This is a genomic window from Neobacillus sp. 114 (assembly GCF_030127045.1).
Lineage (GTDB): Bacteria > Bacillota > Bacilli > Bacillales > Cytobacillaceae > Neobacillus > Neobacillus rhizophilus.
The window spans coordinates 3687632-3701188 of sequence record NZ_CP126144.1 but is presented as its reverse complement, the minus strand read 5'-3'; the positions used below and the strand labels follow the sequence as shown (position 1 = coordinate 3701188).

The following is a 13557-nucleotide window of genomic DNA, read 5'->3' as shown; positions in this document are numbered from 1 at the left end:
ATGGCAAATGATGTAATGGAGTTATTTAGTTTTGAGGTAGACACAACTGTTTTTGAAACCGAAGAAGTTTTTTATTTACATTTCCCTGTTAGCTGGAGAAATTTCCTGGAAATTGATAAGGACGACTACAAATTAAAATGGAAACCGAAAAATTTAGGGAAGAAGCTTCAAGGAGTTTTTTCAACTATTTTTCACGTGAGTTGGAAAGCGAATGAACCGTGGCTGCTTGCCGATAAAAAGGTAGATTCTGAAATTATCAAGTTAATTTGCTTAAACTGGTTTGCGAAAGAAAATGATTGCACTGTTAAGGAGCTGCCATTTGAAATTCAAAATTCACCTCTAATTTGGCAGTCGTCTAGAATGGGTGATTTATATAAAGAGTATAAAAAGGACGAATGGAAGTATGGCTGGATTCCGGGGCTAATGGCTAGAAAATTTGCTTCGGAGCCCCGTAATTTAAAACTATCAAACGGAACCAATAGGAATCTAATTTTCCATCATGTTTACTTTAACGGGAATCATGAGTGCATGTCTAAACCAGTAAAGAATAAGGAGAAAAGCGGAGCATTTTCCTATGTGATTCGTTTCTCACTTAAAACAAGGGGCGGATTGCCGGAACCATCCATCTTAAATGTAAGCTTTTGTATCCGTAGAATCTTACAAAGAGGTATTAAGAAACTAAATGATGTCCATTACAAGCGGAAGGGATCGATATTAATTTCAATAAAAGACCCTTTTACTAGCGATTGTTTGCAACCATTGTCTTATGCACAATTAAAATATAAAAAACAATCTGGACAGGTTGCCTGGGCAGAAGGCACTGATGCCTTGTTTGCTGATCTTTTAGGATGTCCATTCCAACCGGAACAAGTAATAAAAGATCCAATGGTATTTATGGAAAGTACTAATCCATCGGCATTTGCGGTCTACAGCGACTTGATATTTACATCGAAATATAATCTTAGCAAAGTTGTCAATGGGATTGGCTTGCCTGAGAAATGGGCGTTGTTCGATCTTGTAAAGGATATATTTGAAGAATTAAGCCCACTAAAACCGTGTACCAATATTTTGAGTCGTAATGATTCGATAGGAAATGAGCGATTCCCGTTACGGCACTCATTCGCTCCTGGAAGTATTCTTAGACTTGAGATTTGGGGTGAAGAGGATTTTTACCATCAGGCAATTAATACTTATTTACTACAAGAAATTATTTTTGAAAATGTTGATGGCACCTATCGGTTAAATGCAGAGCCTGCCATAAATTTGGAATTTGTCTCCCGCCATACAGGAAAGCTTGCTGAAGCACTTGATTCAGGTCAAGACAGTAAAGCATATGACAAGCGAGTAAGATGGATAGAGAAAATGGCAGCGTCTGAAACGGGGAATGACTTGCCGACAATGTCGTTAGTAGAAATCGGATTAAAGGAGAATTATGAATCTGGTACAGACCCGAAAAAAGCTGACAGAGATGGTTTGGCCTTTGCCGGCAGGGTATCACAATTTATCTATCCGTTAGAACATGAGGAAGGTGAAGATAAAGCCAAATCTAGGATTGTGAACAGTTTTTTTGACCTATTAATGGATCATGGATTTCTCCCGGCAAGAGCCAGTAATTTAAACGAAGATACAATCTATTTAGGACTCGGAATGATTAAAGGAACCCCAAAGGGGCGCAAAAAGGAAGTTTTTCTTCCTGTTGTAACTAGATTTCATCAGAATGAAGTCAAAATAAGACTTTTTGGCAAAAATGAGTGGTTATCCGTTAATGAAGCATTGCTTGCATCTGGGAAATTAACCTTATCTTCCTTACTAGATAGGGCAAAAAAACAGAATGATTCATATAAGAGATATATGTCGTTCTTTAAACGAGCAATAGAAAACTGCTTGGTTGAATCTGAATCTGATATTGTGATCTTGCTAGATGCAAAATTAAGAAATCAAAAATGGGCAGAATTGACAAACCCATTGCTTGATTATCACAAGTTGCCATTTACACTGGAACATCCCGACGCCACCGAGAGGATTAGGGTAATTAGGGTAAATACGACAGATGACGTTTCACAATACCGAATCAATCCTAAAGGTATTGTAAAGGAAAATAGAAATAAAGGGTTGTTTAAAGACACAGCAGGTATTTACTATTCTATAGGTCAAAGACCTGATAACATGCAATCGCCATTACGCAAGCAAAAATTTGAATACCCAGGTGAGCAAATACTTCACCAACGTCCCGTTGAATTCATTCCTCTTGGAACTGCGAATCAAGAAGAACGGGACCTTTTGGCAACATTAACGCATCATATGCGGAAACTGAACATCGCTTATCCTTTTCACACGATTCTGCCTTATCCACTGGATATTATGAAGTCAATCAAGAAATATATGACGGTGTTGGTGGATGAATATGAAGACAATGACCCGGATGTTTTTGAGGAGTGGATTTATGAAGATGAAAATGCACAATTTGCCATTTCATTTAGTGAATAACATTAATCTTTATCAAGAGGAAAAGGCACCAATCTAGGTGCTTTTTGCTATTTTAGTTTCCTAATTCACCTTTTTTGTGGCTAAAAATACAGTTAAATTAGTAGAATGATGCCCAATAACTAGCTTTTGAAGGTGTTATAATAGAAACGGATCTAAAAAATAAACTAATAATCTAACTGTAGGCCACATTTACCATTTTTGGTAACCTTCAACTCCCCAAAAATGGTAAAATGAATTTAACAACCATGCAAACATTTACAATTACAACTATTGCCAGCCATCAATTAGTCTGTAATTATAGTAGAATAAGGTGTAAGGTGATGATGAAAAAATGACTCAAGCTGTTAAAGAAGAGCAAAGACATTTAGATCAGACACTTCAGGTAATTGATAAAATCATACATAAAACAGATGAATCACTAAAAAGGCAGGTGACTTCACAGGTAGAGGCACAGCTTAAAGAACGTAACACCCAAAAGAACCGACAGCTTCAAGAAGCCCGGAAAAACCCTTATTTCGGCAGGCTCGAATTCGAGGATGATTATGACCGCGAAAAGGTCTACATAGGGAAAAAAGGGATTGACGACGACGGTGAGATTGTCGTTGTCGATTGGAGGACGGATTTAGGCAAGCTTTACAATGCCTATCAAGGAGTTCAATCCAACTTTACATTAGGAAAAAATGCACAGCCAATCACTATTCATGGCAAGCGGGGAATTATCGTGAAAGACGGTAAAGTGGTAACCGTCAATGATATTGGCAAAAGCGAAATTGTCGAGGATGAGGAAGGCAAGCAAGTCAAGTACATGGATGACTATCTAAGAGAAATCCTCACTAATACTGGGGATGCTCACCAGCTCCGGGATATTATTGCCAGCATCCAGGCTGAACAGGATGAAATCATCCGGCTACCACTAAAGGACACAATAATTGTTCAGGGGGCTGCCGGGAGCGGGAAGTCAACTATTGCGCTCCACAGAATTTCTTATTTGCTATACCAATATCATGAACAAATTCGTCCGCAGGATATTTTGATTTTGGCTCCGAACGAAATCTTCCTATCCTATATCCGTGAAGTTGTTCCGGAAATTGAAATTGAAGGAATTGAGCAGCGGACTTTTTACGATTGGGCTTCTACTTATTTTACAGATGTGAATGATATTTCCGACCTTCATGAGCAATACGTAATGGTACAAAGTTCACCGGACAAAGAAGACCACATTAAGGTTTCAAAGTATAAAGGTTCACTTCGGTTTAAAAAGATGCTAGATGACTTTGTTGAATATATAGGGATTACAATGCTGCCACACGGTGATATCTTTATTGATCAAGACGTGAGTCTGGCGAAACAGAATATCGACCAATTTTATAAATCAAAGGAATCCTTCCCGCTAAATATGCGCATGAAGGAAGTTAAGGACTTTATCCTCAATTGGAGTAAGTCGGAGTTTAGAAAGGTGAAGGCCCGGATTGATGATGAATTCGAAGATTCGTATCGCCGCTGGGTGGTAACCCTTCCGGAAGGGGAAGTTCGAAAAGCCGTTTATGAGGCATTGGAAAATGCTAAAAAGCTCCGTGTTAAATTGTTTGAGGATAAACTAGAACATGAAATATCATTATACGTGAAGAAGATGGAAGACATTCCGGCTTTGTTAATGTACAAGTCTGTTTTCCAAAAGAAAGTATTTGAAAAATTCCATCGTGATTTAGACGAGGAATTGTTAAGTCTCATGTTGAAAAGCGGGCGGCAGGTGAAGCAAGAGAAATTTACCTATGAAGACATTACACCGCTTATTTATTTACATGCGAAAATTAATGGAAAAAAATTATCCTATGAACACATCTTTATCGATGAAGCCCAGGATTACAGTCCATTTCAACTTGCGTTCCTTAAGGATTATGCGAAATCAATGACCATTCTCGGAGATATCGGCCAGGGGATCTTCTCTTTCTATGGATTGGATCGGTGGGAGGAGATCGAATCATATGTGTTTAAGGAAAAAGAATATAAGCGTCTGCACCTGCAAACGAGCTATCGATCCACACGACAAATCATGGACATGGCTAACAGGGTATTATTAAATAGCCAGTACGATTTCCCGTTAGTTATACCGGTCAATCGCCCTGGTGCCATTCCTTCTATTAAAAATGTAGCTAGTATCGGCGAACTGTATGATGAAATGAAACAATCTATCAATCAGTTTGAGGAAAAGGGCCATAAAACGATTGCGATTTTAACTCAAACTATGCAGGATGCCATTGACACATTTGATCAACTAAAACGTAGGAACGTTGGGAGCCTCCAATTAATTTCCGAGGGAAAACAGGAGCTGCATGAAAAGATTGTGATTATTCCTTCCTATTTAGTAAAAGGACTGGAGTTTGATGCGGTGATCATGCATGATGTGAGTGCTGAAACGTTCAAGGATGAAACACAGCATGCGAAATTACTATATATGTCGATAACCCGTGCCCACCACGAATTGCACATGTTCTACCGCGGTAGCTTGTCTGTGCTGCTCGAGGACCGTGACCCAAATGCACCGCCGAGGCCACGAAAATCATTTGAGGATTGGCTGGTTACTGATATTACTAATCCAAACACCGTGCCGCAGGTTGAAAAAATGAAGGTTGTCGCTAAAGAAGAAACATTAAGATTGTTTGATGATGAAGAGGAAGAATTAGTGATGGAGGCCTTTGAAGATGACCGGGAGCGCAGCCAGGATTTCTACGCATGGTTAAATGTATGGCATCGTTGGGCAGAATTGAAGAGGAGCCTAAAAGAGTAGAAATGTAAGGATTGTGATACGAAAATGAAAATTTATTCCGGTGGGTTTACAGCCGAGCATCTATATAGAAACGAAGTAAAAATCGTCTCAAATCTGCAGTTAAGGGGACTTTCAAAATTAGACATTAAAAAGCAAGTCTTTGATGAAAATTTATTTCATTGCCGGAGTGAGGCTGCAATCAAGGATCTATTCCCTCGGGTTTATAAACGGTCGGAAAAATTGGATGACCGGTTGCGGGAAATCCTGTTAAGCGGCTCAAGATCTAATACTAATGCTATATTACTATATGCCTTTTTGAAAGGCTTCAGGTTTCCGCATGATTTTGTCCTAGAAGTGGTCCATTATAATCTGAAACGATATAAAAACTTCATTTCAGATGGAAATGTGCATACTTTTTTTGAGGAAAAAGGTCAGCAGTACGATGAGGTTCGAAACTGGACAGAGAAAACAAAGAATAAGCTAAAGCAGGTCACGCTGAAAATATTGGTAGATGCGGAGTTGCTCGTGAAAAAAGAGAAAGAGTTTGAAATCAAGCCAATTCCTTTAAGTAAGGAATTAACGGAGTATGTGGAACGGCATTCCCAATATAAAGACATGATTCTTTTAACATTAAACGATTGACGGTGATGGAAGTGGAAATTCAACAGAAATTGAATCGGTTTTTTGAGGAAATCCAGAAGGAAGACTTTAAAAAAATGCGCGGTTTAGGCAACGAGGTGCCGTATTTTGTATTTGACTACAATCCAGCTTATGAATTAATGGTAAGAAATTCAATTAAATACTATCAAGATAAATTGACTCTTAACATTAAAGTTTTAAACCTGTTCGAGTTAATCATCGACCTTTTTGTGGATATCGGTGGCCTTGAGGGGTTAAAGCAATTTGAAGCCGAACAGGGGACGGCAGAATTATTTGATGCCATCCGCCCTTCGATAGAGGAAGAACAGTTGGTGGAACGGATTGCCGAAGCGGCTGAAGATGCCCAAATGATATTTATTATGGGGGTTGGCAGTGTTTTTACGTTGGTGAGTACCCATGAACTCTTAAATCAGCTCCACGCACGGGTAACGAGTACACCTATTATCGTATTTTATCCAGGAGAGTATACCGGGCAGGGATTAAGCCTATTCAATCGTTTTGAATCTAATGGATATTACCGGGCATTTTCTATTTAGATATGGAGGGGGAAAAGTATGTTACAGGACTCTTTTACGATTAAAGAATTGTTTAAGAAAAAAATTGACCGTGAAATTCAGGGGGTTGTCCAAGCTGGACAGCGGGATGAACGGGTTATTGAAGAAGAATTAGAAGAGTACGTCATGACCAAAGAAATAAGCGAAAATATGGCTTATTTCTTTAAGAATTATGCTTATAGCTTTGAACATCAAACCACTAAAATGGGTGTGTGGATTTCTGGCTTCTTTGGTTCCGGTAAATCACACTTTCTCAAAATATTGTCTTACTTGTTAAATAACGAAACAGTTTATGGAAAAAGGGCGGTTGACTTTTTCAAAGAAAAGACAGAGGACCTAGAGCTGCTGCAAATCCTTCAACAATCCGCTAACTTTGACAGCCATGCGATTTTGTTTAATGTCGATTCCAAATCAGCAAGTGGCAAAAAAGAGAAAGCGACCATTGTTGAAGTTTTCTTAAAGGTGTTCAACGAATATTTGGGATTTTCCTCCACGCCATGGATTGCCAACCTGGAACGGCAGCTGGCAGAAGAGGGTGTTTACCAACAATTTGTCGAGTGCTTTGAAGAAATCGATCGCACGAAATGGGCTGACAGCCGGGCACGTGTTTTATTTAAGAAAAAATCGTTTGTTGAAGCCCTTTCTCAATTAGGCTATACAAAGGATACGGCAGAAGCTGTCCTTAACGCTGCAAATAAGAATTTCAATATAAGTTCCGATGAATTTGCCCAGCTCGTGGCCCAGCACGTGAAAAGCCAAGAGGAAAATTACCGTCTCACCTTTTTAGTCGATGAAATTGGCCAGTATATCGGAGATGATTCCGATTTAATGTTAAATCTTCAAACAATTACTGAGGATTTAGGGAATTATTGTCAGGGGAAGGTTTGGGTCATCGTCACTTCGCAGGAGCAAATCGATGCGGTAACGAAATTGAAGGGAACAGAGAATTTCTCCAAAATTCAAGGCCGGTTTGCAACGAAAATCCACCTGACCAGTTCGAATACAGATGAAGTCATCAAACGTCGTTTATTAGAAAAAACGCCGGCGACGGAAGACCGTTTAAAAATCGACTTCGATCAGGTTGGTCAGAGCTTAAATAATACCTTAACATTCGAAAAAGACAAATCAGTTCTGCCGAACGGCTATAAAAATGCTGATGATTATGCGGCTATTTATCCGTTTGTCCCTTATCAGGTTGAACTATTGCAGCGCGTCTTTAATAAAGTGCGTCGCCAAGGGGAAGCGGGTGCCCACCTTTCGCAAGGGGAACGCTCCCTGTTGAATGCGTTTCAGGAAGTAGCTATCCAACTGATGAATGAGGACACAAACCAGCTTGCCCGTTTCTCGCAATTTTACGAAACGGTTAAACGGTTTTTAAGCACCGGTGTGTCTTCCACGATTAGCGAAGCCGGGAGAAGAGAAGGCATTACTGACTTCGATATTGAAGTATTAAAAGTATTATTTATGATTAAGGGCATCGATGAAATCAAAGCGACCGTGGAGAACATCACCACGCTCCTTGTGGACAGTGTCGATTGCATTAAAAACGAGCTGGAAAAACAGGTGACAAGGTCACTTATCCGATTGCGCCAGCAATTATTGATTGCGGAAAATGCCGACCGGACCTTTGTTTTCTTAAGTGATGATGAGCAAGAGATTAACCGAGAAATTCAAAATGAGCATGTGAATGAGGCGAATGTCACTGATGTGCTCGGAAGAGTATTTTTTGAAGAGGTTGTTCAGTTACGTTCCTATCGTTATCAAAAGACACATGATTTTGAATTTAATAAAGCGTTCGATACGTATAATCGCGGTGGCCGAACGAACGCCCTGACCCTGCAGGTGTATACTGGTGAAATTTCCGAGGAGCAGGCCCGTGCCGATGCAAACTCGGGAATGATGATTATGTATATACCGGAGGAGTATGCAGAAAAGTTCTTTGAGCCGATGCAATACGCCCAGAAAATTCAGACTTATGCCAATAAGAAGATTTCCACGAGCTTAACTGAAAAGCAGAAGAGAATCCTCGAGGAAAAACGCCAGCAAATCAGCGAGTTTGAAAAAAAGGCGAAAGAGGCACTTGAGGAAGCGGCTGCCCATGCCAAATATTTTATCCAGGGGCAGGACTATGAATTCAAGGGGTCATTGGAAAACCAGCTGCAAAGCGCTTTTGAAATCTTGGTTCGTAACACATATAGCTATTTAGGCTATATCGATGAACCGGTACCAGTGAAAAATGCGAACGACGTTATTTATGAATGGGCGACAAAAGGACTTCCAGGCAGACTTGATGGCACATTTGCCAATCATTTAGCGTTTGAAACGCTGATCCGGTTCCTGGAAGAAAGCCGCCACCGTCAAATGATTACGATGAAATCTCTTGTAGACAAATATAAAGCCGTGCCATATGGCTGGAGTGAAAATGATATTGCTGGACTTGTTGCGGCTGCTAATAAAAAAATAAAGCTAACCTATTTAAACGAGAGCTTTGACGTATCGCATCCGCAATTTATCGCACGTCTGACCAAAGCCTCGGAAAGGGAAAAGGTCATTGTTGAGGGACAGCCGGTATTTCCACCAAGACTGCGAAAAGAAGTAACCGAACTTATGCGTGAGCTCTTTAACTTCTACGATATCGGCGATACTTATGATGAAGTCGTTAAAAACATTCGGGAACAGGTTCGTCAGCATTTCGTTAGTCCGATTGAAGAGATGCAACGAGTCAAGCAGCGGGAGGATCAGCAATTCCCATACCCGGGAGGTATTAAGCTTTCAAAAATTAAGAACAGCATTACCGAGCTGTTGTCCATTTCCAAACAGGAGAATTTAGTTGATGAGTTTATTGAATTAGATGAGGATTTGGAAGAATGGCTAGAAGAAGTACAGCATTTGAATTCCTTCTTCAATGGGAATGCCATTCGCCATTTTGACGAAAGTGTCCGGTTGCTGAAAGAACGTCATGATGATTTAGATGTGGCCCAGCACGATGCGGAAGTCCAGAAAGTAAAAAATAATATCATCTCTATTTTGACAAACGATAATCCGTTCAAGCAGATTCCAAATTTGCCAATTTATAACGACCAATTGAAAAACGGGCTATCCGTATTTGTTAAACGAGAAATTGGTACACAGCTTGAACAGATGGAAGCCATCCGCAACAATATGGAAAGCCTGCAATCGCAATACGGGAATATCGATGAAATTAAGGCAGTTGTTCAGAAGAAACTCGATGAACTGCAGGATCGTATAGAGCAGATGGAAAATCTTGAAAGCATTTCACGGGTTTACACCTATACTCAAATGGCCAATAACGACTATCGACGTTTGGAAGAGAAAGTACGGGAAATGTATGAAGAATATACAAGGGTTACTCCGCCCATTTCCCCAATCGAACCAGTAGAGGTAACCGCAGCACAGTTGATGTCCGCTGCCCTGCCGACCGGACAATATGAGGTAAGGAACGAACAAGACCTGATGGACTGGTTGAAAAAGCTGGAGAAAGAATTACGAGCCCAATTGGCTCATGGGAAAGTCATTATAAAGAAATAAAGGAGAACTTAATGCGATGAATAAAAAGGCTTTAAAAGAATTTGCCGTGTATGCACGTAACGAGCTTCGAAATCAAATCGCATTACGAGCACAAGCCTTTGGGATTACCCCCAAAGGCTCTCCTGTGCTTGTTGCAGGTACGGATTACGTCGAAATAAATAATAAGAAATTTCCTCTCTCCTATAAGAAAGGGATCCAAAAGCTTTTGATAGAAATTGAGGCAAAGGGCTACGATCCTGTTCTTGAAGAAGTTGCTTATACATGGTTTAATCGCTTAATCGCAATCCGCTTTATGGAGGTCAACAACTATCTTCCTTCGAAAGTCCGGATTCTATCAAGCGAAACCAAAGGAAAAGTCGATCCGGATATTTTAACTGAATATCAATACACTGACTTACCCGTAAATAAGGAGGAAGTTTCTGCCTTATTAGCTCAAGGGAAACGCGAAGAAGCGTTCCATAAGCTGTTAGTTGCACAATGCAATGAATTAAGCGAAATCATGCCATTTTTATTTGAAAAAGTGGAGGATTTTACGGAGTTATTGCTACCTGAATCGTTATTACATGCGGATTCGTTAATAAATAAGCTTGGAAAAGATTTAGAAGATGAAAACTTCGAACATGTAGAAGTCATTGGATGGTTGTATCAATATTATATATCTGAAAAGAAAGATGAAGTATTTGCCGGATTAAAGAAAAATCAAAAAATCACCAAAGAAAATATTCCAGCTGCAACACAATTGTTTACCCCTCATTGGATAGTTCGATATATGGTAGAAAACTCACTAGGGCAAATGTGGTTAGAATCTCATCCAGAGTCTGGTATAAAAAAAGAAATGAAATATTTTGTTGAATCCGCAGGTCAAGTTCCAGATGTCCAGGCTAAACTAGAACTACTAAGAAATCCGAACTTAATACCTGAGGAAATAACAATCCTTGACCCAGCCTGTGGATCAGGTCATATCTTGATATATGCATTTGATTTATTATATAAGATTTATGAGGAACGTGGATATTCATCAAAAGAAATTCCATCATTAATTATTGAAAAAAATTTGTTTGGAATTGACATCGATGACCGAGCTGCCCAGTTAGCTTCATTTGCACTATTAATGAAAGCGCGGGGAAAAACTAAAAGGATATTTAGGAATCCACCTAAATTAAATATTTTTTCTATCCGAGAATCTAATAGTGTTGTTATTGAAGAAGCAGCAAAATTAATCGGGGAAACAGATGAGGAAGAGTCTAACATTAAATATATAATGAATTCATTTATTGATGCAAAAAATTATGGTTCTATACTTCGTCCTGAAAAATTAAATATCGATAAAATAATTCTTAAGGTTTTTGAACTTGAAAAAGAAGGGGAGCAAACCCTAGAGTCATTTGAAGTTTTTGATCAACTATCTCTAATTAATGATATTTTTAAACAAGCAAAAGTTTTAAGTTCAAAATTCGACATAGTAATTACTAATCCACCTTATATGAATGCAAAAGGGATGAACAACTCTTTAAATAATTACACTAAGAAATTCTATCCAAATTCAAAGTCAGACCTATTCACAGTTTTTATGGAGAGATGTGCATATTTTGCTAAAAGTGAAGGATTTATTGGTTGTATTAATCAACATTCATGGATGTTTTTAAAAAGCTATGAAGATTTAAGACGCAAAGTAATAAAATCTTTTACTATTTATAATATGATACATTTAGGGACAAGAGCTTTTGAAGATATAGGCGGAGAGGTTGTACAAAGTACAAGTTTTATTTTACGAAATTTATTTTTAGAAAATTTCGTTGCCAAATATTATAGACTTGTGGACTTTAAAAGTTCCAGTAAAAAGGAAAATGCATTCCTTAACAAGGAATGTGAATATAAAATTTCACAAATTGATTATCATTATATTTCTGGTGCTCCCATTTCTTACTGGGCATCTAATAAGGTAAGAAACCTTTATAAAAAGTTACCTAAATTAGGTGATCAATATACAGCTTGTTTAGGAACGACTACTGGGGATAACGAGCGATTTTTAAGATTTTGGTCAGAGGTTGATATAAATAATTCTACATTAAAAGTAAGTACAAACCAGTTTCTTGATAAAAAGTGGTATCCGTGTGTAAAAGGTGGAGAATTTAGGAAGTGGTACGGAAATCTATGGTTGTTAGTAAATTATAAGGATAATGGTAAAGAGATAAAAAGCTTCGAAGGATCAACTGTACGGAATGTTGCGTATAACCTAAAGGAAGGGATTAATTGGTCCGCAATAAGTTCAAACAATTTTGGAGCAAGATATTTACCAGAAGGAATAGTTTTGATAAACGGTGGATCGGCAATATTTCCAGAAGGTTATTCTGAGACTTTATATTTATTAGGATTTTTATCATCAAAAGTCGCAACTTATCTTTTGGAATTCGTAAGTCAGACCCTCCAATATGAGGTAGGCCATATTAGAAGTATACCTGTGAATTTAAGTGAAAAAAATAATGATACTATTAAAAAAATTGTATCTGAAAATATAAATATTTCTCGTATCGAATGGGACTCTTATGAAATTTCGTGGAATTACAAAAAACATCCGTATTTAATTAATAATAAAAACGGGGTTACTTTAGAGAATCGACATACCAGTTGGGATGAATTTTTAAAAAATCAATTTATTCAACTGCAGCAAAATGAAACTGAGTTAAATAAAATATTTATCGAATTATATGAACTACAAGAAGAACTAACGCCGGAAGTTTTGAATGACGAGGTTACAATAAGACTAGCAAACCGTGAACGTGATGCGAAATCTTTCTTATCCTACTGCCTTGGCTTAATGATGGGCCGCTATTCTTTGGATGTGGAAGGCCTGTCTTATGCCGGCGGGGAGTGGGATGCAAGCAAATACAAAACCTTCCAGCCGGATTCAGACGGAATCATTCCACTGACGGATACGGAGTATTTTGAAGACGACGTGATTACGAGGCTTCAGGAGTTGTTGGTGATTCTTTTCGGTCAAGATACATTGGCGGAGAATCTTCGCTGGCTAGCTGAGTCGCTGACCATGAAAGCGAATGAGACGCCAGTTGAGCGACTGCGCCGTTATTTCTTCGATGAATTTTATGCCGATCACTGCAAAACTTATCAAAAACGTCCGATATACTGGCTGGCCGAGTCAGGGAATAAAAAAGGATTCCGGGCGTTATTTTATCTTCACCGTTATACGGCAGAGACGCTGGCAACCATGCGTTTCTCTTATATACAAAACTTACAGGAAAAGTTACAGCAGGAGCAAAAACGCCTGGAGCAGGACTTAATAAACCCAGATTTATCAGCTGCAATGAAGAAGCGCTTTGATAAACAACTGACCACTATCAAATCCCAGCAGGAAGAGCTTATCGATTTCGACAAGAAACTGGCAGAGCTTGCGAATCAGCGGATTGCTTTAGATTTAGATGATGGGGTAGTAGTGAACTATGAACAGTTAAGCACGGTATTGGCAAAGATTAATTAGAGGTTAGGGGAAAACCTTAACCTCCTCATAGAAAATAGGTGATG

Annotated in this window: 6 protein-coding genes; all 6 read left to right on the top strand. The window is 38.8% G+C overall.

The annotated features are described in order from the left end of the window. The 6 genes from QNN06_RS17945 (at window position 1) to pglX (ending at window position 13513) form a co-directional block, all read left to right on the top strand. Window positions 1–2487, top strand: coding sequence for a pPIWI_RE module domain-containing protein (locus tag QNN06_RS17945; protein ID WP_284035632.1), 2487 nt, complete (start codon window positions 1–3; stop codon window positions 2485–2487). A gap of 331 nt (window positions 2488–2818) precedes the next feature. Continuing rightward, window positions 2819–5275, top strand: coding sequence for an RNA polymerase recycling motor HelD (gene helD / locus QNN06_RS17940; RefSeq protein ID WP_284035631.1), 2457 nt, complete (start codon window positions 2819–2821; stop codon window positions 5273–5275). Between the two features lie 24 nt (window positions 5276–5299). Continuing rightward, window positions 5300–5896, top strand: coding sequence for a DUF1819 family protein (locus QNN06_RS17935; protein WP_284035630.1), 597 nt, complete (start codon window positions 5300–5302; stop codon window positions 5894–5896). A gap of 5 nt (window positions 5897–5901) precedes the next feature. After that, the gene (locus QNN06_RS17930) at window positions 5902–6450 is read left to right on the top strand and encodes a DUF1788 domain-containing protein (protein ID WP_284035629.1); all 549 of its coding nucleotides are present in this window, start codon (window positions 5902–5904) and stop codon (window positions 6448–6450) included. 18 nt (window positions 6451–6468) lie between these two features. Then, window positions 6469–10017, top strand: a complete 3549-nt coding sequence (gene brxC, locus QNN06_RS17925) for a BREX system P-loop protein BrxC (protein ID WP_284035628.1) — start codon at window positions 6469–6471, stop codon at window positions 10015–10017. A gap of 16 nt (window positions 10018–10033) precedes the next feature. After that, complete coding sequence (gene pglX, locus QNN06_RS17920; RefSeq protein ID WP_284035627.1) at window positions 10034–13513, top strand: BREX-1 system adenine-specific DNA-methyltransferase PglX; 3480 nt, start codon at window positions 10034–10036, stop codon at window positions 13511–13513. Window positions 13514–13557: the final 44 nt, after the last annotated feature.

Bases quoted from the DNA above. Each gene is read 5' to 3' on its own strand.
- QNN06_RS17945 (WP_284035632.1), top strand. From the start codon at position 1: ATGGCAAATGATGTAATGGAGTTATTTAGTTTTGAGGTAGACACAACT.
- helD (WP_284035631.1), top strand. From the start codon at position 2,819: ATGACTCAAGCTGTTAAAGAAGAGCAAAGACATTTAGATCAGACACTT.
- QNN06_RS17935 (WP_284035630.1), top strand. From the start codon at position 5,300: ATGAAAATTTATTCCGGTGGGTTTACAGCCGAGCATCTATATAGAAAC.
- QNN06_RS17930 (WP_284035629.1), top strand. From the start codon at position 5,902: ATGGAAGTGGAAATTCAACAGAAATTGAATCGGTTTTTTGAGGAAATC.
- brxC (WP_284035628.1), top strand. From the start codon at position 6,469: ATGTTACAGGACTCTTTTACGATTAAAGAATTGTTTAAGAAAAAAATT.
- pglX (WP_284035627.1), top strand. From the start codon at position 10,034: ATGAATAAAAAGGCTTTAAAAGAATTTGCCGTGTATGCACGTAACGAG.